This is a genomic window from Microbacterium sp. WCS2018Hpa-23 (assembly GCF_031843845.1).
Lineage (GTDB): Bacteria > Actinomycetota > Actinomycetes > Actinomycetales > Microbacteriaceae > Microbacterium.
Map to the genome: position 1 here is coordinate 1 of NZ_JAVTIZ010000005.1, position 19250 is coordinate 19250.

22 protein-coding genes, 1 tRNA gene and 1 riboswitch are annotated in these 19250 nt (G+C 68.1%); of the genes, 14 read left to right on the plus strand and 9 right to left on the minus strand.

Annotation, left to right across the window (positions count from 1 at the left end; translation table 11 throughout):
• Positions 1-223: 223 nt before the first annotated feature.
• The 4 genes from RQG77_RS09195 to galU form a co-directional block, all read right to left on the minus strand.
• Positions 224-296: transfer RNA gene (locus RQG77_RS09195), tRNA-Ala, on the minus strand.
• Positions 297-345: 49 nt separating this feature from the next.
• Positions 346-1191 (minus strand): hypothetical protein, encoded by an 846-nt coding sequence (locus RQG77_RS09200; protein WP_311244458.1) that lies wholly within the window; start codon positions 1189-1191, stop codon positions 346-348.
• A gap of 80 nt (positions 1192-1271) precedes the next feature.
• Positions 1272-1883 carry a GNAT family protein gene (locus RQG77_RS09205; RefSeq protein WP_311244459.1) on the minus strand — a complete coding sequence of 204 codons (612 nt, stop codon included), beginning with the start codon at positions 1881-1883 and terminating at the stop codon, positions 1272-1274.
• Positions 1884-1928: 45 nt separating this feature from the next.
• On the minus strand, positions 1929-2816 hold the full coding sequence (galU, locus tag RQG77_RS09210; RefSeq protein ID WP_311244460.1) for a UTP--glucose-1-phosphate uridylyltransferase GalU: 888 nt from the start codon (positions 2814-2816) through the stop codon (positions 1929-1931).
• A gap of 40 nt (positions 2817-2856) precedes the next feature.
• On the opposite strand from galU, the gene RQG77_RS09215 reads away from it, so the two are divergent.
• The 3 genes from RQG77_RS09215 to mscL are packed head-to-tail and all read left to right on the plus strand — an operon-like array spanning position 2857 to position 4192.
• Positions 2857-3453: a 5-formyltetrahydrofolate cyclo-ligase gene (locus RQG77_RS09215; protein WP_311244461.1), complete on the plus strand. Its 597-nt coding sequence runs from the start codon at positions 2857-2859 to the stop codon at positions 3451-3453.
• 17 nt (positions 3454-3470) lie between these two features.
• Positions 3471-3743 (plus strand): FmdB family zinc ribbon protein, encoded by a 273-nt coding sequence (locus RQG77_RS09220; RefSeq protein WP_311244462.1) that lies wholly within the window; start codon positions 3471-3473, stop codon positions 3741-3743.
• A 26-nt stretch (positions 3744-3769) separates the two neighbouring features.
• The gene (gene mscL, locus RQG77_RS09225) at positions 3770-4192 is read left to right on the plus strand and encodes a large conductance mechanosensitive channel protein MscL (RefSeq protein ID WP_311244463.1); all 423 of its coding nucleotides are present in this window, start codon (positions 3770-3772) and stop codon (positions 4190-4192) included.
• 63 nt (positions 4193-4255) lie between these two features.
• Here the strand turns inward: mscL and RQG77_RS09230 are convergent, their stop codons facing one another.
• Together RQG77_RS09230 and RQG77_RS09235 are read right to left on the minus strand one after the other, a co-directional pair.
• Positions 4256-4468, minus strand: coding sequence for a hypothetical protein (locus tag RQG77_RS09230; protein WP_311244464.1), 213 nt, complete (start codon positions 4466-4468; stop codon positions 4256-4258).
• Positions 4461-8180: an AAA family ATPase gene (locus RQG77_RS09235; protein ID WP_396653406.1), complete on the minus strand. Its 3720-nt coding sequence runs from the start codon at positions 8178-8180 to the stop codon at positions 4461-4463. The genes RQG77_RS09230 and RQG77_RS09235 overlap by 8 nt, the downstream gene beginning before the upstream one ends.
• A gap of 199 nt (positions 8181-8379) precedes the next feature.
• Between RQG77_RS09235 and RQG77_RS09240 the strand changes: the two genes are divergently transcribed.
• Positions 8380-8895, plus strand: a complete 516-nt coding sequence (locus RQG77_RS09240) for a methylated-DNA--[protein]-cysteine S-methyltransferase (protein ID WP_311244465.1) — start codon at positions 8380-8382, stop codon at positions 8893-8895.
• Positions 8896-8985: 90 nt separating this feature from the next.
• Here RQG77_RS09240 and RQG77_RS09245 read toward each other — a convergent pair whose 3' ends face one another.
• Both RQG77_RS09245 and RQG77_RS09250 read right to left on the minus strand, forming a co-directional pair.
• A complete protein-coding gene (locus RQG77_RS09245) occupies positions 8986-10623 on the minus strand; it encodes a cation acetate symporter (protein WP_311244466.1) in 1638 nt (545 codons plus the stop codon).
• Positions 10620-10967 carry a DUF485 domain-containing protein gene (locus tag RQG77_RS09250; protein WP_311244467.1) on the minus strand — a complete coding sequence of 116 codons (348 nt, stop codon included), beginning with the start codon at positions 10965-10967 and terminating at the stop codon, positions 10620-10622. The genes RQG77_RS09245 and RQG77_RS09250 overlap by 4 nt, the downstream gene beginning before the upstream one ends.
• 109 nt (positions 10968-11076) lie before the next feature.
• On the opposite strand from RQG77_RS09250, the gene RQG77_RS09255 reads away from it, so the two are divergent.
• The 3 genes from RQG77_RS09255 (at position 11077) to RQG77_RS09265 (ending at position 12814) form a co-directional block, all read left to right on the plus strand.
• A complete protein-coding gene (locus RQG77_RS09255; RefSeq protein ID WP_311244468.1) occupies positions 11077-11934 on the plus strand; it encodes a LuxR C-terminal-related transcriptional regulator in 858 nt (285 codons plus the stop codon).
• Between the two features lie 69 nt (positions 11935-12003).
• Positions 12004-12071, plus strand: a riboswitch (guanidine-III (ykkC-III) riboswitch).
• 10 nt (positions 12072-12081) lie between these two features.
• On the plus strand, positions 12082-12408 hold the full coding sequence (locus tag RQG77_RS09260) for a multidrug efflux SMR transporter (RefSeq protein WP_056513710.1): 327 nt from the start codon (positions 12082-12084) through the stop codon (positions 12406-12408).
• A 61-nt stretch (positions 12409-12469) separates the two neighbouring features.
• The gene (locus tag RQG77_RS09265) at positions 12470-12814 is read left to right on the plus strand and encodes an Lsr2 family protein (RefSeq protein WP_311244469.1); all 345 of its coding nucleotides are present in this window, start codon (positions 12470-12472) and stop codon (positions 12812-12814) included.
• Position 12815: 1 nt separating this feature from the next.
• Here the strand turns inward: RQG77_RS09265 and RQG77_RS09270 are convergent, their stop codons facing one another.
• Positions 12816-13460: a MarR family transcriptional regulator gene (locus RQG77_RS09270; protein ID WP_311244470.1), complete on the minus strand. Its 645-nt coding sequence runs from the start codon at positions 13458-13460 to the stop codon at positions 12816-12818.
• 75 nt (positions 13461-13535) lie between these two features.
• Between RQG77_RS09270 and idi the strand changes: the two genes are divergently transcribed.
• The 7 genes from idi to RQG77_RS09305 are packed head-to-tail and all read left to right on the plus strand — an operon-like array spanning position 13536 to position 19208.
• Positions 13536-14057, plus strand: coding sequence for an isopentenyl-diphosphate Delta-isomerase (idi, locus tag RQG77_RS09275; protein WP_311244471.1), 522 nt, complete (start codon positions 13536-13538; stop codon positions 14055-14057).
• 29 nt (positions 14058-14086) lie between these two features.
• Positions 14087-15139 carry a polyprenyl synthetase family protein gene (locus RQG77_RS09280; protein WP_311244472.1) on the plus strand — a complete coding sequence of 351 codons (1053 nt, stop codon included), beginning with the start codon at positions 14087-14089 and terminating at the stop codon, positions 15137-15139.
• Positions 15136-16041, plus strand: a complete 906-nt coding sequence (locus RQG77_RS09285; RefSeq protein ID WP_311244473.1) for a squalene/phytoene synthase family protein — start codon at positions 15136-15138, stop codon at positions 16039-16041. Before RQG77_RS09280 ends, RQG77_RS09285 begins: the two co-directional genes overlap by 4 nt.
• Complete coding sequence (crtI, locus tag RQG77_RS09290; RefSeq protein ID WP_311244474.1) at positions 16038-17639, plus strand: phytoene desaturase family protein; 1602 nt, start codon at positions 16038-16040, stop codon at positions 17637-17639. The genes RQG77_RS09285 and crtI overlap by 4 nt, the downstream gene beginning before the upstream one ends.
• Positions 17639-17983 (plus strand): lycopene cyclase domain-containing protein, encoded by a 345-nt coding sequence (locus tag RQG77_RS09295; protein ID WP_311244475.1) that lies wholly within the window; start codon positions 17639-17641, stop codon positions 17981-17983. Before crtI ends, RQG77_RS09295 begins: the two co-directional genes overlap by 1 nt.
• Positions 17980-18324: a lycopene cyclase domain-containing protein gene (locus tag RQG77_RS09300; RefSeq protein ID WP_311244476.1), complete on the plus strand. Its 345-nt coding sequence runs from the start codon at positions 17980-17982 to the stop codon at positions 18322-18324. Before RQG77_RS09295 ends, RQG77_RS09300 begins: the two co-directional genes overlap by 4 nt.
• Entirely contained in the window at positions 18321-19208 is an 888-nt protein-coding gene (locus tag RQG77_RS09305; protein WP_311244477.1) for a prenyltransferase, read from the plus strand. The genes RQG77_RS09300 and RQG77_RS09305 overlap by 4 nt, the downstream gene beginning before the upstream one ends.
• The last annotated feature ends 42 nt before the right edge of the window (positions 19209-19250 follow it).

Here is a 19250-nt window from a genome sequence, read left to right on the forward strand (position 1 = left end):
CTAAGGGGACTCCGCTTCACGTGCTCCGCTCGGAAGCTCCCCGAATCACTCAGCCGTATAGACGAAGAAAGCCCCTCCGTGCTTGCGCTCGGAAGGGCTTCTTCGTCTGTGGACCTAAGGGGACTCCGCTTCACGTGCTCCGCTCGGAAGCTCCCCGAATCACTCAGCCTGATAGACAGAAGAGAACCCCCCGTGCTTCGCTCGGGGGGTTCTCTTCTGTCGGTGGACCTAAGGGGATTCGAACCCCTGACCTCCTCGATGCGAACGAGGCGCGCTACCAACTGCGCCATAGGCCCTGACGTCTTCTACGCTATCACGCCGGAAGAGGTGCCCGTGCCGGTGAGATCAGCCGGCTGCGCGCTTCGCGAGCAGGTCACGCACGTGCGCCTCGATCTCGGCGTCGTCCACGTAACCCATCTTCGCGAAGGGCGACGCGGCTGCCGGGATCTGCACGGGCGTCGCCGGCGCCATCCGCTCGGCGCGCTCGCGCAGCTCGGCGAGACGAGCAGCGGTACGACGCTCCTCCTGCGCATCCATCTCGGCCCGTGCGACCTGCGCGCGGGACCCCGCGACCGAGACCAACGGCTCGGGAAGCGGACGCGGCGTCCAGGTGGCACGGCCCTGATCGTGCAGCTTCGGTTCGACGCGGGCGACGGGCTGCTCGATCGGAGCGACCAGTCGCCGAGCGGCACGAGCCGCAACCGACGCCATGCGCTGAAGAGCGAATCCGGCAGCGAATACTGTCGCGCCACCGAGCCAGAGAAGAAGTTGAGCCTGGGTCGCGACGACCTGCCACACACCGAGTCCCGTGAGAGCCAGTCCCAGAACGAGTACAGAGGTCGAGACGATGCGCACCCGTCGACGCGCACGCGCCTGTCGGACGACCGGATCCGCCCGGGCGGCCGCGAGCTCCTCGCGGAGAAGCATGAGCTCGGCGGCCTCTTTCTCGGACTGCACCCGCTTCGCGAGCTTCTGCTGCGCGAGGGCCGTTCGAGCGTTCAGTTCGAGGCGCACCTCACCGGGCGTCTCGCTGGTCTCGGCCAAGACACGCAGAGCCTGGTTCAGACGGACGGCGTTGCGCTCGGCGGCGTCGTACTGAAAACGACCGCGCCACGAGGGCAGCAGATAGAGCATCCACAGGAGCACGGCGACGAGGACTATCACTCCCCCGCTCAGCACCGGCCCGTCCATGTCGACAACGGTACGGGAACATCGCTGTTCACACGGCTCAGTCCGGGCGTGTGTCGCGACGAGTTCGGCGTGTCGCGCCCTCAGATCGCGAGTCGGTCCGACGGAGGGATCGTCGCGGCGTCCGGGGGAACCTGACCGTTGAGCCATCGCGCCAGCACGCCCTGGGGAACATCCTCCCGAGTGAGCGCGAACGCATAGTGGTCGCGCCAGTCCCCGTCGATGTGGATGTAGCGCCGACGAAGCCCCTCATAGCGGAAGCCCAACTTCTGCACCACGCGCAGACTCGCCGCGTTCTCGGGTCGGATGCAGATCTCCATCCGATGCAGCGCGTACTCGGTGAAGCATGCGTCCGTGGCCAGCGCCACCGCCGTCGGAGTGATGCCCTTGCCGGCGAATCGCTCGCTCACCCAGTAGCCGATCGTCGCCGAGCAGAGCGACCCCCGGGAGACACCCCAGACGTTGAGCTGCCCGGCGACCTCTCCGTCGTACTCCATGACGAACGGGTAGCCCTGACCGTCGCGGTACTGCTGGAGCAGACGTCGGATGCTGAGCCGCATGTCGAACGAGACGGATCCGTACGGGACGGTGGCCTCCCACGGCTGCAGCCACGAGCGGTTGCTCAGAAGCTCATGCTGCAGCGGCCTGGCATCCCGAGACCGCACGAGACGCAGCTCGATCGGACCGTGCCTCATCCCCGTCGCCTGATCCATCCGAGCGCTCCGACGCCGCGACGACGCCTAGAGGCGTTCCGCGAACTCCTTCAGCCACGGCCGCAGCTCGGGGCCGAGGTCGTCGCGGTCCGAGGCGAGCTGGACGATCGCCTTGATGTAGTCGACGCGGTCGCCGGTGTCGTAGCGGCGTCCGCGGAAGATCACGCCGACGACGCCGGGGCCCTCGGGCCGGGTCGCCAGCTCCTGCAGAGCATCCGTGAGCTGGATCTCGCCGCCCTTGCCGGGTTCGGTGTGCTCGAGCACGTCGAAGATCGATGCGGGCAGGACGTAGCGGCCGATGATCGCGAGGTTCGACGGTGCGTCCTCTTGCGCGGGCTTCTCGACGAGACCGGTCACGCGCACGGAGTCGGATCCGTCGATCTCCTCGACGGCTGCGGCGCCGTACATGTGGATGTTCGCGGGGTCCACCTCCATGAGGGCGATGACCGCGGCACCGCTGCGCTCGTGCTCGGCGATCATGGCGGTCAGCAGCGGGTCGCGCTCGTCGATGAGGTCGTCACCGAGGAGCACGGCGAACGAGCTGTCTCCGACGTGAGTGCGGGCCCGCAGCACCGCGTGCCCGAGCCCCTTGGGCTCGCCCTGGCGGACGAAGTGGATGTCGGCGAGGTCGCTCGAATGGATGACACGCTCCAGGCGACCGGTATCACCCTTCTCCATGAGCTTGACCTCGAGCTCCGGCACCGCGTCGAAGTGGTTCGAGATCGCGTTCTTGTTGCGTCCGATGATGACGAGGATGTCGTCGATCCCGGCGCTCGCGGCTTCTTCGACCACATACTGGATCGCCGGCTTGTCGACGACCGGCAGCATCTCCTTCGGCATCGCCTTCGTCGCCGGCAGGAATCGCGTCCCCAGTCCTGCGGCGGGAATAACGGCCTTCATCTTCATGGTTCCCATCGTCACAGCCTAGCCGGGATGCCGCCGTAGACTCGGAAGCATGTCCCATGACGTCGAGCATGAGAAGCGCGCGCTGCGTGCCGAGCTCCGCGAGCGCCGCCAGCTGCTCAGCGACTCGCAGCGGGAGAACGCAGCTGCAGCCATCACGCAGCGTCTGGACGAGCTCGTCGAATCGCTCGGAGCGCAGTCGATCTCGTGCTTCCTCTCCACGACGACAGAACCGGGCACACGCGAGTTCGTGACCGGCGCAGTGCGCCGCGGCATCCGCGTGCTCCTTCCCGTCACGCGCGCGGACGGTCTGCTCGACTGGGCCGTCGCGACCGACGATGACGACGTCGCCGAAGGCCTGTTCGGGCTTCCGGAGCCGACCGGCGAGGTATTGGGGCCGATCGCCGTCAACGACGTCGATCTGATGGTGATCCCCGCCGCGGCCGTCGACCGCACCGGGATGCGCATGGGCTGGGGCCGCGGCTACTTCGACAAGACGATCGGATCGATGGAGAAGTGCCCGCCGGTCTACGCGGTCATCTATGATTCCGAGGTACTCGACTTCCTGCCGCGGGAGGTTCACGACCAGCCGGTCACCGGCGTCGTGACCCCCACGCAGACCCTTCTCCTGTCGCAGTCGCGACGCTGACCCCCGCGAGGACCGCAATGCCCACCTATGCCTATGCCTGCCGTTCCTGCGGCCATGCCTTCGACGCCGTGCAGAGCTTCTCCGACGACGCTCTGACCGTCTGCCCCGAGTGCGGCGGTGAGCTGCGCAAGCAGTACGGATCCATCGGCGTGACGTTCAACGGATCCGGCTTCTATCGCACCGACTCGCGGGCAGGGTCCGGTGCATCGGCATCGACCCCGGCATCATCGAAGTCGGAGCCGACGAAGAGCGCCACCCCGGCGCCCGCGTCGAGCACCGCCTCTTCCTGACCCACAACGGACCTCCGGAGGTTCCCATGCTCAAAGGTTTCAAGGACTTCATCCTCCGCGGCAACATCATCGACCTGGCTGTCGCGGTCGTCATCGGCACCGCATTCACGGCCATCGTCACCGCTCTCGTGAACAGCATCATCACCCCCCTCGTCGCCCTGTTCTTCCAGGCCGACGCCACCGGCGAGTTCGGCTGGACCGTCAAGAACATCTACGGCGACGAGGTCACGTTCCCGATCGGCGACCTGATCTCGGCGATCATCAGCTTCCTCGCCGTCGCAGCCGTCGTCTACTTCGTCTTCGTCCTTCCGATGAACACGTTCAAGGCGCGCGTCGAGGCTCGCAAGGGCACCGCCGCAGAAGAGCCCGCCGAGGAGCCGGCCGCCGCGACCGAGGCCGAGCTGCTCGTCGAGATCCGCGATCTGCTCGCCCGGAACGCCCGCAGCTGACGCTCACCGCATTCATACGAAGCGCACGGTCCCGTGGAGGCCGTGCGCTTCGTCATATCCGAGTCAGTAGTGGGGAGGCACGTCCTGCATCAGCCGGTCGTCGTTGGGCCCCTTCGGTCCCTTCGGCACGCGAGGGGCCGACGCGATCGGCTTCTGAGTCGCCGCCGTCTCCGGGTCGATGTCCGTGCCGGGAACGGGCGTCAATCGCGCGCGGCGGGATCCCGGAACCCGCACGACCTTCTGCCGCGGAGCACTCGGGTCGGGCTGATCAGTCATTCTGCGGATCGATGAGATCGATCGGCTGCGTGTCGTTCTCGGCGCGGACAGCGGATGCCGAGATGCCGAGGACCTCTGCGATGCGGGCAGCCGCGGTCACGGGATCGCTGTAGAGGTCGAAGGCGTGGACGCGGACGTAGTGCCAGCCGAGGCGGCGCAGCACGTGCGGGCGCAGGCGCAGAGCCTCTCGCAGGGACTCCCCCCGTGACTCGGGGTCGGACTCGATCACGACCGCCTTGCCCTTGTGCTGGGCGACGAGTGGCAGGAGACCGCGGTAATCGACGTCCACGGCCGCACCCAGGCGGCGCAGCTCGCGCGCGAGCGCGAGAGTGAGCGGGTCGGCGAGATCCTCGAGGCGCGCCTCGCGCCCCCGGGAGGCCAGGCCGCCGAGGATCGACATCAGGGTGGCGGCGCCGAACTCGAGGCGGCCGTCGTCGAACGAGGACGGTCTGATCGACGACACGATGACCATCGAGCGGCGCGCTCTGGTCATGCCGACCGTGAGCAGCCGCTCGCCGTCGGGCGTCGACAGGTCGCCGAAGTCGCTGAGGACGCGGCCGTGCTTGGTGAGACCGAATCCGAGGGAGAAGATCACGCGATCACGGCTCTCCGCCACGGACTCTTCGAGAGTCAGCACCGCGAAGGGCTCGGCCGTGTCGCGTCCGACGAAGTCTGCGACGTCGGAACGGCCGGCGAACGCCGATGTGACCGCGGCGCGCACGCGCTCGGCATGGCGCCTGCTGGCGGTGACGACCATGAGCGACTCGTCCGGGCGGTGCACCGCGTGCTCGACGACCAGGGTGACCACACGGGCGACCTCGGCATCCGGGCTCTCCACCGCTCCCGAGATGGGGTCGGGGGCTCCGGTGCCGCCTTCGACGTAATCGACGGTCAGGCTGCCGCGGCCCAGATACGAGCCCGCCCACGGCAGGGAGACGATCTCGCCGCCGTAGAACGCGTCGTTGATGAGCTCGGCGAGGTCTTCGCCGCCGGCCCGATAGCTGCGCGTGAGCGTCATCACCGGGAGCAGTTCGGACAGGCGCTCGAACACCGAGACCGCGTCGAACGGGACCTCGTGCTCCCACTCGGCGCCGGGGTCGACGGCGACGTGGAACGGGGTGGGGAGCTGCGTGACCGGGTCGCCGAACGCGACGATCTGGCGCGCACGGCGGATGGCCGGTGCGGCCTCCGCGAGGTTGATCGCAGCCGCGTCGACGAGGAGAACCGTGTCGAACTCGACCGAATCGGGAATCTGCGGCACGAGATACGGCGACGAGATCCACACGGGCGCCAGCACGTCGACGAGGGTGGGCGCGGCGCTCACGATCTCGGCGGTGGTCGTGGCCGGCTGCTTCAGCGCGCGGCGCAGATTCTGCGACTCCTGCGGCTCGTCGACGATCGCGATCTTCCACTGGTTCGCGAGCTGCCAGGCGAGCAGCGGGCCCGCCATCGCCGCGTGCGCCTCATCGACGAGACGGAAGTCGCGCTCGAGACGGTCGACCACAGCGGTGTTCGCGCCCAGAAGAGCACGGTCGTCCTGCAGGGCGCGCTCGAGCAGCGTCTGCCACCAGGCGAACTCCAGCTCGTCCCCTACGCGGGCCTCGGAGACATGGCGCACCGAGAGCTCCGCGAGCAGCGGCTCGAGCCCCAGGTCGGCGAGGCGATCGCGCAGCTGTGCGCGCTCGACGAGGTTGTCGAAGACGTCGGACTTGGCCGCGAGGCCTGCCAGGGTCCGCACGAGTCGCTCGACGGGCAGGGTCGAGAGCGGCTCACGGCGACCGAGGGCGACGTCGAGCTCGGCCAGCTCGGCCGTCACCCGCTGCCATGAGGCGTAGACGTCGGCGAGTCCGAGCGGGACCTCGGGCGCGACGCCTGCCTCCACACAGCGCTGCCACTGCGTGCGCTGTGCCTGGATGCGGAGCAGCGACTCGTGCATCTCGGTGACGTGCACGCCGGGGCGTACGTACTCCTTGGCGAGACGACGAAGACGACGTCGGTTCGCACCCGACATGTTGGGCGCGTCGCGTCGGGACCCGTGCGCCTGGATCAGCTCCCCCAGTGGGCGCTCGAACACCGTCGGGCTGAAGCGATCGAGGGAGTCCCGGATGCCCTGCAGCAGCCGCAGGTACTCACCGAGCTCGTCGATTGTCGAGAACGGACGCATGTGCGTCTGCGCGATGAGGGCGTAGCCGCGCTCGAGCAGTGCAGGGACGCTGTCGGAATGCAGCCGTCCGGCGAGCTGATGAGCGGACTTTGCGGCCTCGGTGCTCGAGAACGTGACCCCGTACCAGGGCGAGTCGTTCGGGCCGAAGCGGAACTCGCCGAGACGAGCCGCATACGCGAGGGCCGCCGCTGCCGAGGAGCGGTCATCGGCCAGGCGGCGCAGAGTCTCGATGCTGAGCCGTGCCGTGGTCGACGGCGGAGTGGGCAGCGACGCGAGCCGCGTGAGATGGCGTGTGGCGTCGAGCACGGACGATGTGGTCCCCGCGACAGGAGACGTGAGCGCCTGACGATAGTCGCGCAGCACGGTACGCAGCCGCACCAGCGCGTCGTCGACGTCACTCACCTTCGGTGCTGTCGCCTTCTCGTTGCGTCCGATCGCGCGCACGAGGTCACGGCGGACGCTCGCTGGCGACACGGCCAGGCTGTCGAGTCCGATGCCTGCCAGACGATGCCGCACTCCGTCGAGCGTCGACCGTCTCGCCGACACGACCAGAACGCGCTTGCCGTTGCGCACCAGTTCGCCGAGCGCGTTGATCACGGTCTGCGTGCCACCGGTGCCGGGGAGCGTCGCGACGGTGAGGGAATGCCCGGCGGCGATCTTGGCGAGCAGTGCTTCCTGCTCGGCATCCGCGTCGAGCAGGAGGTTGTCGGATGCAGGCGCACGGTCGTCCGGTCCGGTGTGGTGCGGCTCCGGTCTGCGCGCCGAGACCTGCTCGCGGTCGCCCACGTGCCCGGCGAGCGCATTGAGCACGATGTGGTCGAGGCTGCCGCCGTCGCGCGCCATCGCACCGCCGACGTCCGCGAACGTCGAGACCACGAGTCTCGGGAGGACCGTGAACGTGTCGATCGATCGTGTGGTCGCCCGAAGGCTGTCGATCACGGGCTGCGGCTTGAATATCCCGCCGTCGTACGCGAGCGCGGCCAGCGCTGCGGCATCGATCGTGATGCCGAAGTGCTCGCGGGCGATGCGCACCAGCTCGGGGTTGACCTCGAAGGCCCCCTGCAGCTTGAGCTCGAAGTCGGTGTGGTGACGACGGATGGCGAGCGGACGGAGCAGGACGGGAGCCGCGAAGTCTGCGCCGCCGATGCGCCATCCCGCGACGCCGACGGCGAGATGCACGGCCTCGATGCCTCGGACGGTGCGGAGCTCCGTGTTCTTCGCCGTGATCCGCTCGGCCGCGAGCCGAGCGGTCCGAAGACCGACCTCGTCGCGGAAGAGGTTCGACAGGAGCGTCGACTTTCCGGTGATGAACTGGGGAAGACTGCCCGGGTGCGCCTTGGAGATGTCGATGCCCGATTCGACGGTGTCTCGGAACGTCACGAGGGGCGACAAGCCACCGAGGTCGGCGGCTTCGGCACGCAGACGCGTGCGCTCGGCCTCTGCGGCGTGGGCGATCCCGAAGCCGACGACGGGCTCGGGCGGCGCACTCAGGGTCGCTGAGGCATCGGTCGCTGCATCATCCGCAGCCTTGCCTTCACGTCGCCACACACCTCACACACTAAGCGCGCCTCGCCGAGACGGCGGTATCCCGGGCGGGTTTCACCGTATTTCCGCCCCTCTGAGGGCGGTCGGAGGCACACGGATGCGCGGAGGACTGCTCCTGCACGGCCGAGACGTGGCGACGGGCTCTCCCCCGGCACCGTGATCGCGCACGTCGAGGGGCGGCCGCGGAGGTCAGTATGGAGGCATGACCTTCCGCTACGACTTCGCACCGACCCCCTTCGGAGACGCCCTCGCCGTGTTCTCCGACGAGGGGATCGTCCGATTCGACCTCTCGGAATCCGACGACCCGTCCGTCCCCTGGCTCCTCGAGAACGTCTCCGGCCAGCTGCACTCCGTCCCCGAGCCCGACCCTGGAGCGGCAGACGAGCTCGCGCACCTCCTCCACGACTACTTCGACGGCGCCCCGGTGCGCTTCGACGAGCACCTGCGCTTCGACTGGCGTCTCAGCACCGGTTTCGCCCGCGCCGCGCTGCAGACGATCAGCACGATCGAATGGGGGCAGAGGCTCAGCTACGGCGAGGTCGCGGTGCTCGCCGGTCGCCCCGGTGCCGCGCGTGCGGTCGGGACGGCCTGCAGACTCACGCCGTTCTCCGTCATCGTTCCGGTGCACCGCGTGGTGAGGTCGGACGGAAGCCCCGGGCAGTACGGCGCGCACCCCGAACGGAAGACGTTCCTGCTCGACCTCGAGTCCCACGGCTGAGCACCGACCGACGACGTGGACCCCGACGAGTAGGCCGTCGGGGTCCACGTGCTGTTCACCGCCTCTTGCGGCCCGAGCTCTCGGTGCAGATCAGTGATCCGTCGCCTTCTCGGCACCGAATCCGGTGAGCGAACGTACCTCCATCTCTGCGGCGAGCGCCGGGGACTCCTTCTGCCGACTCGTGATCGTGCCGAGCCAGCCGAGGAAGAACCCGAGCGGTATCGAGACGATCCCGGGGTTGTTCATCGGCCAGAGCACGATGTCGATCCCGGGGATCATCGACGTGGGCGACCCCGAGAACACCGGCGACAGCACGATCAGGATGATCGCCGCAGCGAGCCCGCCGTACATGCTCCACACGGCACCCCGGGTGTTGAAGCGGCGCCAGAACAGCGAGTAGAGGATGGTGGGCAGATTCGCCGAGGCGGCGACCGCGAACGCCAGTGCGACGAGGAAGGCGATGTTCTGCCCCTGCGCGCCGATGCCGCCGACGATCGCCAGGATGCCGATCACGACCACCGTGCGCCGTGCGACCCGCACCTCGCCGTTCGGGTCGGGCTCGACGGCGTTGCCTGCCGCATCCTTGCGGCCCTTCTGGATCACGTTCGCGTAGATGTCATGCGCGAACGATGCGGCCGCCGTGATCGTGAGCCCCGCCACGACCGCGAGGATCGTCGCGAACGCGACAGCCGAGATGAATCCCAGCAGCACGGGCCCGCCGAGGTACAGCGCGAGGAGCGGAGCCGCGGAGTTCGGCCCACCGGGAGCCGCCGCGATGACGTCGGCCCCGACGAGGGCGCCGGCGCCGTAGCCGAGCACGAGGGTCAGCAGGTAGAAGCCGCCGATGAGCCAGATGGCCCAGACCACCGAGCGACGGGCCTCCTTCGCCGTCGGGACCGTGTAGAAGCGCATCAGCACGTGCGGGAGTCCGGCGGTTCCCAGCACGAGCGCCATGCCCAGCGACAGGAAGTCCCAGGGGTTCGCACCGTACTGTAGGCCTGGCCCCAGGATCGCATCACCCTTGTCGGAGTTGGCGACGGCCGCCTCGAGCAGCGTGTTCAGGCTGAACCCGTTGATCGCGAGCACCCAGATCGTCATCGCGATGGCGCCGCCGATGAGCAGGAACGCCTTCACGATCTGCACCCAGGTGGTGCCCTTCATACCGCCGATGAGGACGTAGACGATCATCAGCACGCCGACCACCGCGATCACGATCGACTGTCCGATCCTGCCGTCGATGCCGAGCAGCAGCGACACCAGGCCACCGGCTCCCGCCATCTGCGCGAGCAGATAGAAGAAGCAGACGGCGAGTGTGGTGATCGCCGCTGCCATGCGCACGGGCTTCTGCTTGAGCCGGAACGACAGCACGTCGGCCATCGTGAACTTGCCCGTGTTGCGCATCATCTCGGCGACGAGCAGCAGCGCGACCAGCCAGGCGACGAGGAACCCGATCGAATAGAGGAAGCCGTCATAGCCGTTGATCGCGATCGCACCGCAGATTCCGAGGAACGACGCGGCGGACAGGTAGTCTCCCGCGATCGCGAACCCGTTCTGGGGGCCTGTGAACGAACGTCCGGCCGCGTAGTAGTCGGCCGCGGTCTTGTTGTTGCGGCTGGCGCGGATCACGATGAACAGCGTCACCGCGACGAATGCCGCGAATATCGAGATGTTGAGGACGGGATTGCTTTCGACGGTCGGCTGTTCGGTCGCCGCGTGAAGGAGATTCATGCGCCGGCCTCCGCCTTCTCGAGCTCTTCACGGACTTCCGTGGCTATCGGGTCGAGCTTTCGGTTGGCGAAAGCGACGTATCCCATCGTGATCGCGAACGTCGTGACGAATTGTCCGAGTCCCATCAGGAGCCCGACGGTGATATCGCCCCACACCCGCTGCGACATGAAATCCGTCGCGAATGCCGCGAGCAGGACATAGACGAAATACCAGATGAGGAAGAATGCAGCGAGCGGGAAGATGAACGAACGCTGGGTCTTCTTCAGCTCTCGGAATCGTGGCGATTCCTCGACGGCGATGTAGTCGATCGCTCCTGCCCGATCGGCAGGTGAATGGTCGGTCATGGGGCCTCCTTGCCTCATGGTCTACGGCTCGCCCTCGTGTGCCGGGCGAATGGTAGGGTCGACGCTACGAAACGGGGAACAGGGCCGTCACCCCCGAAAGTAGGTAGTCGTGAGCACGACGACAGGGATGGAATCCGAGACCGAGCTCGTCGCCAGAGCGGTGCGCGAGCTCGCTCAGCGCACCCGGTTCCCCGTCGCATTCGGGGGCCTGATCGATGAGGGCGTGGTCAGCGTCACGAGCATCGTCGGCAATCGCACCCGCAGCCTCGATGGCCTCAGGGTGCGGCCGGAGCGCGGGCTGGGCGGTCGGGCGATGATGGAACTCCGCCCTCGCATGACCAACGACTACGGCTCCTCGCAGCAGATCACCCACGACTACGACGTCTTCGTCCTCGGCGAGGGGCTGCGGACCCTCTTGGCGCTGCCCATCGTGGTGAGCGGTCGCCCCCGCGGCGTCCTCTACGCCGGCGCGTGGGAGAAGACGCCCGTCGGTGGCGTCACGACCGCCCCTGCGATGCAGGTCGCGCACTCCGTCGCGGAGGAGCTCCGCATCCGCGACGAGGTCGACCGGCGTCTGCGCTCCGTCTCCCCCGGCCCCGAATCCGTCGCCCCGCGCCAGCGCGAAGAGCTGCGCGAGAGCTTCGCCGAGCTGCGCAGCATCGCGGCATCCGTGGACGACGCGGATCTGCGGGCACGCATCGCCCAGGTCGAGCGCCGACTCGTTCTGCTCGCGGAGGATGCCGTCGCACCTTCGACCGGACCGATCCCCACCGTCCACCTCTCCCGCCGGGAGACCGATGTGCTCGCCTGCGCCGCCCTGGGAGCGACCAACGCCGAGATCGCCAGCCAGCTCGGCCTGCGCGAGGGAACGGTCAAGGCGTACCTCGGCACCGCGATGTCGAAGCTCGATGCATCGACCCGTCACGCTGCCGTGACGAAGGCGCGCCGCGCCGGCCTGCTTCCCTGAGCGGCCGGCCGGGACACGACAAGGTGCTCCACTGCACAGTCACTGCCCAGACCGGGTGGCTAGCATGGATACTGGTCGGTGAACCCCGGCCCCGGACGAGGCAGACCAGTACCCGGTGAGCGAAAAGACTGGTCCGAAAGGACCATCATGTCGTGGATCGTGCTGATCGCATCCGGAGTCCTCGAAGCCGTCTGGGCGACCGCCCTGGGCAAATCGGATGGACTCACCAAACTCTGGCCGAGCGTCATCTTCGTCGGCGGGCTGATCCTCTCCATGATCGGGCTCGCTTTCGCGATGCGCGACATCTCCACCGGAACCGCCTATGCCGTCTGGGTGGGCATCGGCGCGACCCTCACCGTGGTCTGGGCCATGATCACCGGCGACAGCGATATCTCCTGGCTGCGAATTCTGCTGCTGCTCGGACTCGTCGGATGCATCGTCGGACTGAAACTCATCGACCCCGGACACGAATGAATACGCGACCCGGGCTCGGATGACGTGTCGCAATTCTTCTCGCCACGGTAATGTCATTTCCATGGCGAGAAGAATTGTGCACCAGCTGGTCGATGACATCGACGGATCCGTACTCGAGGTCGGCGAAGGCGAGACGGTTCATTTCTCGCTCAACGGCGCGTCGTATGAGATAGATCTGAATACCGCGCACGCAGAAGAATTGCGCAAGGCATTCGAGCCCTACATCTCGGCCGGGCGCCGGGCGGGCTCGTCGGGCGCTGTGCGCTCTGCGGCTCCGAGGAAGCGTCCTGGACGCAATCCCGAGGTCGCGGCGATCCGCGCCTGGGCGAACGACAACGGCTACACGCTGTCTGAGCGGGGCCGCATTCCGGCACCCGTCGTCGAGGCGTACAACGCCGCGCACTGACTCACTCGGAGGCCACGACTCCGGCCTGGGCCCACGGCTCATCCCGGAGCGTGATCTCCTGTGCCATGTCCGACAGGAATCGGATGACGACATCGCGCTCCTCCGGGGTGAGCCGGGCCGCCGAATAGAAGCGCTTGGCCTGCTGACGACCGACGGTCTCCATCGCCGCCTGGCGCGTCTCCGGCGTGATCGTGATAGCGAGCGCGCGTCGATCTGTCGGATGCGGCGCACGACGGATGTGCCCGCCCTTCTCGAGACGGTCGAGGAGCTTGGTGGTCGACGCCGTCGAGATGCCGAGGTGTGTGGCGATGCCACCGGGGGTCGCGGTCGCGCCTTTGTTCGCGCACACGATCAGATAGTGCAGCGCGCGCATGTCTGTCTCGTTGAGCTGCATGTAGCGTCTCGACGCGAGCGACAGCTTCTGCTCGGCATCCCTCAGGTCGCCCAACGCACCCATCACCAGAGCTATCTGACGCAGATCTTCTTCCGCGACACCTGATCGATCGATCAGCACGCTGCGCGGATCGCTCGATTCGACGTCGTAGATCGCCGAATGGGCGAGGCCGTCAGGAGAGTGGGAGCCCCGATACGGGAGCACGTCCGACGCCCCGTTCCCCCGGGGACTGGCGTCAGATCCGTTGTCCATGCCATCATGCTACACACCATTGGATTCATGTTATGTTGATTATTAGCTAAGCTAGCGAAATCGAGGAGGTTCCCGTTGGATGAGGTCACCCTCCTTTCCCCGGATGGCGTCGCGATCGGCGTGATCGCGAAAGACGCGGTGCACACGACGGACACTCCCCTGCACCTGGCCTTCTCCTGCCACGTGCTCAACAGAGACGGTCTTCTGCTGGTGACGCGTCGGGCGCTCGCGAAGCGCACGTGGCCGGGCGTCTGGACGAACAGCTTCTGCGGCCATCCTCGCCCCGGCGAGGACATGACCGACGCCGTCCATCGCCGCGCGCTCGACGAGCTCGGCCTCCGCATCACGGACGTCTCGCTCGCGATCCCCGACTACCGCTACCGCGCCGTGGATGCGAGCGGGATCGTCGAGAACGAGATCTGCCCGGTGCACATCGCCGTCGCGGACGGACCGCTCTCCCCCGACCCCGACGAGGTGTCCGAGTGGGTCTGGGTCGACCCGGCCGAATTCGCCGACGCCGTCACTGCCGCCCCCTTCGCCTTCAGCCCCTGGCTGGTGGAGCAGCTTCCTCGGCTGCGCGAGCTCGGGGCGGTATGACCGTGGCATCCACAGCGATCCGAGAAGAGATGAGCACCCGGGTCGAAGAAGTGCTGCGCCAGCGCTTCGCACTGCACTGCGAGAACGCGGAGACGTACGGCGCGGAGTTCGCCGCGCTCTGGCGGGCGACGGCGGACCATGCTCTCGGAGGCAAGCTCGTGCGCCCGCGATTGCTTCTCGACATCCACCGAGCCCTCGTGGCCGACGCGGGCGCCGAGCCTGACATCGCCGCCGTGGACATCGCCACGCACATCGAGCTGCTGCACTACGCCTTCCTCCTCCACGACGACGTGATCGACGGAGACCTGACCCGGCGCAAACGGCCCAATCTGATCGGCGAGCTCGCTGCGGCCAGCCCGGGGTCGACCGAGGAGGACTCGCTGCACTGGGCCAGATCCAGCGCGATCCTGATGGGCGACCTGCTGCTCTCGGCGGCCATCATGGGCTTCGCCCGTGCGGATGTGCCCGCGCACGCTCGAGGGCGTCTCCTCGATCTGGTCGAGCGGACGATCCTCGAGACCGTCGCCGGCGAGCACACCGATGTCGCCCTGAGTCACGGCATCATCGCCTCGGATGTCGACACGGTGCTCACCATGAGCGTGTACAAGACGGCGACCTACTCGTTCTCCCTCCCGCTGCAGGCGGCCGCGCTGCTGGCTGGATCCTCGGTGTCGGCGGAGGAGACGCTGCAGGTGGTCGGACGCCACCTGGGCTTGGCGTATCAGCTGCAGGACGACCTCCTCTGTGTATTCGGCGACCACCGCACACACGGCAAGGACGCCTTCTCCGACCTGCGCGAGGGCAAGGAGACAGCGATCATCGCGTTCGCCAGGTCGACCAGTGCCTGGCCCCGCGTCGAGCGGCGCTTCGGGTCGGCTGACCTGAGCCTGCACGATGCCTCGGAGATCCGCGAAGTGCTTCGCGAATGCGGCGCCGAGCGATTCGTCGTCGGCCTGATCGGCGACCAGTTGGATGCCGTCTACGCACTGCTCGCACAGGCGGAGCTGGCCGGCGAGATCAGCGCGGATGCCGCGCGTTCGATCCTGGTCTCCGCGTCCCGACTCGAGGGCCGACAGTCATGACCCTGCCGCCGAGCGACGCGTCGGACGGGAGTCTGGGGCGCTTCAGTCGGGCAGCCGACACCGCCTCCACCGAGGTGATCCGCGCATACTCGACCTCGTTCGGGCTCGCGACCCGCCTGCTCGGGCAGCGGCACCGGCAGCACGTGCGCAACATCTACGCGATGGTCCGCATCGCCGACGAGATCGTCGACGGCGTGGCCGCTCAGGCGGGTCTCGACGCCTCGGCGCAGACTGAGGCACTCGCCTCGTATGTCGCCGAGACCCATCGTTCGATGCGCGCCGGCTACAGCACCGACCTCGTGCTGCACGCGTTCGCGCGGACCGCGAGGGAGTGCGGCATCGGCGAGGACCTCACCCAGCCGTTCTTCGACTCCATGGGCGCCGACATCGCGGATGCCACGGGTTTCACCGCCTACGACGCCGAGGCGCACGAACGCTATGTCTACGGCTCCGCCGAAGTGGTGGGGCTGATGTGCCTCCGGGTGTTCCTCCGAGATGAGACCCGCACCGACAAGGAGCACGAGATCCTCGAGCACGGAGCCCGCCAGCTCGGCGCGGCCTTTCAGAACGTCAACTTCCTCCGCGATCTCGCCGACGACACCGATCGGCTGCAACGCGGATATCTCGGAGAATCGGGCCGCCTCGGCGATGCAGACCGAGATGCGTGGGTGCGCACGATCTCGACCCAGCTCGACGATGCCCGGCGCTCCATCCCTCTTCTGCCGAAGGACGCGCGCGCGGCCGTGCGCAGCGCGCAAGCCCTCTTCGAATCGCTGACCCGACGCGTGGCGACGACGCCCGCGGCCACCCTGTACGAGCGGAGGGTTCGCGTGCCCGACCCCATCAAGGCCCTGCTCGCCGCACGATCGGTGCTGGTGACGGCTGTGGGGCGGGACCGATGAGCCGGGTGGCCGTGATCGGCGCCGGTGTCGCCGGACTCGCTGTCGCCGGACTTCTCGCCAGAGACGGCCACGACGTGACCGTCTACGAGAAGAACAGCAGGGTCGGAGGGCGCGCGGGCACCATCGAACGCGACGGCTTCCGGTTCGACTCCGGGCCGTCGTGGTACCTGATGCCCGAGGTCTTCGACCACTTCTTCGCGATGATGGGCACCACGACCGAGGAGCAGCTCGACCTGACGCGCCTCGACCCCGGGTACCGCGTCTTCCAGGCGCCGGATGCCGAAGGCCGCCCCGCAGCGTCCGTCACCGTGCCCTCGGGGCGCGCGGAGGTGTCGCGCCTGTTCGAGTCGCGTGAGCCCGGCGCCGCGAAGGCTCTGGACGCGTACCTCGACTCGGCGCACGACGCACGCGTCATGGCCGAGCGGTACTTCCTCTACAACCCTTTCACCCGGTTGCGCGGGCTCATGACCCCCGAGGTGCTGCGAGCCCTCCCCCGACTGTTCACACTGCTCGGCACACGCCTGCAGTCCTTCGCCGCCCGGCGTTTCCGCGATCCTGTGATCCGGCAGCTGCTGGGATACCCGGCCGTCTTCCTCGGCACCGACCCGCGCACGGCGCCCGCGATGTACCACCTCATGAGCGCGCTCGATCTCGACGAGGGCGTCAGCTACCCACAGGGCGGCTTCTGGCGGGTCGTCGAGCGCCTCGCCGAGCTGGCGGAGGGCGCGGGCGCACGGATCGTGCTGGATGCCGATGTCACCGCGATCAGCACCGGCATCCGCTCCGGCACGCCGACCGTGACGGGCGTGGAGTGGCGTGATGCCGACGGAGCCGCGCACCGCGCGGACGCCGACATCGTGGTCTCCGGCGCCGACCTGCACCACACCGAGACGGCACTGCTCCCGCCGCACCTGCGCACCTACCCCGACTCGTGGTGGCAGCGACGCACGAGCGGACCCGGTGCCGTGCTCGTGATGCTCGGCATCCGCGGCTCCCTCCCTGAGCTCCCCCACCACTCCCTGTTCTTCACCGAGGACTGGGATGCCAACTTCGACGCGATCTTCAGCGATCGCCCCATGATCCCCTCGCCTGCGTCGACCTACGTCTGCCGCCCGAGCGCGACCGATGACACTGTCGCGCCGGAGGGGCATGAGAACCTCTTCGTGCTGGTCCCCGTCCCCGCCGACACCGGGCTCGGCGGCGGCGGATCCGACGGCGCGGGCTCTGCCCGGATCGAGCAGGCGGCGGATGACGCGATCGACCAGATCTCGCACTGGGCGGGCATCCCCGACCTCCGCGACCGCATCGTCGTCCGCGAGACGAAGGGCCCCGCGGACTTCCGCGACGACTACAACTCGTGGCGGGGCGGCATGCTGGGCCCCGCGCACATCCTGTCGCAGAGCGCGATGTTCCGTGCTCAGAACGCCTCGCGCCGGGTCTCGGGTCTCTACTACGCGGGCGCGACCACCGCGCCGGGTGTCGGTGTGCCCATGTGTCTCATCAGCGCCGAGATCGTGCTCAAGCGGATCCGCGGCGATCACTCGTCCGGGCCCCTCGACGCCGCGACCTTCACCCCCGCGAAGAGCGGAACCGCGTGATGGGGTTCGTCTATCTGGCGCTCCTCCTCGTGACCCTCGGCTGCATGCTGCTGCTCGACCGGCGCTTCCGGCTCTTCTTCTGGCGCGATGCCGTCTCGGCATCCGTCGTGACGGTGACGGGACTCGCCTTCTTCCTGATCTGGGATGTCGCCGGGATCGCCGGGGGGATCTTCTTCCGCGGTGAGGCCGCAGTGGCGACGGGTATCGTGCTCGCCCCCGAGCTGCCGATCGAGGAACCGGTGTTCCTGCTCTTCCTCGTCGTGTGCACCATGGTCGTCTACACGGGCGCAGTGCGCATCCTGTCGAGCATCCGCCGCCGCTCCACCGTGGAGGAGCGCTCATGACTTACCTGCAGCTCTCGGCGTGGTTCGTCGGCGCGGCGATCGTGGCGGCGATCGTGCTCTCGATCCTCGTCGGTCGGCATCGCGCCCATGCGGGCGCGGTCGCGGTGACACTCGTGGTGCTCGTCATCCTCACCGCCGTCTTCGACACCGTGATGATCGCGACAGGACTCTTCCACTACTCCCCCGAGCACCTGCTCGGCGTGCACATCGGTCTCGCCCCGCTCGAGGACTTCGCCTACCCGATCGCCGGCGCGATTCTGCTGCCAGCCCTGTGGGCAGCGCTCCGCACCCGCCGCCGCTCGCAGGTCGACCGTCGATCCGACGCGGAGGATGCCTCATGACCGCGCCCGCCCGCGGATCCGTCGGCCGGGACTTCGCTCAGATCGTCCTGTCGTCGCGTCCCATCAGCTGGATCAACACGGCCTTCCCCTTCGCGGCCGCCTACCTGCTCAGCACACGCGAGATCGATCTCACGCTGATCATCGGCACCCTCTACTTCCTCGTTCCGTACAACCTCGCGATGTACGGGATCAACGACGTCTTCGACTACGCCTCCGACCTCGCCAACCCGCGCAAGGGCGGCATCGAGGGCGCACTCCTCTCCCCCCGCATCCACCGAGCCACCCTGTGGGCCGCTGCGGCGACGAACATCCCGTTCCTCGTCTACCTCGTCGTCGTCGGCAACCCGGCGTCGTGGGTCTGGCTGGCGATCAGCGTGTTCGCCGTGATCGCGTACTCGGCGCCCGGGCTTCGGTTCAAGGAGCGCCCCTTCCTGGACTCGACGACCTCGAGCCTGCATTTCGTGACCCCGGCGATCGTCGGCCTCACTCTCGCGACCGGGACCGTCACCCCCACCGCGGTCATCGTCCTCGTCGCCTTCTTCCTGTGGGGCATGGCCGCACACGCGTTCGGCGCGGTGCAGGACATCGGCCCCGACCGCGAGGGCGGCATCGGCTCGATCGCCACGGTCATCGGCGCACGATCCACGGTGCGCCTGTCGATCGCTCTGTGGACCCTCGCCGGGGCGGCCATGCTGTTCACCACCTGGCCGGGGCCGCTGGGCGCCCTGCTCGCGGTGCCCTACATCGTGAACGCCGCCCCCTGGTGGAACGTCACCGATGAGACGTCGGGCGGCACGAACCGCGCATGGCGACGCTTCATCGCACTCAACTACTTCGCCGGCTTCCTCGCGACGATGATCCTCATCCTCGCCTGGATCTCCTGATCACCAGCTTGAATCCCCACCTGCACGCCCCGAGAGGAACCT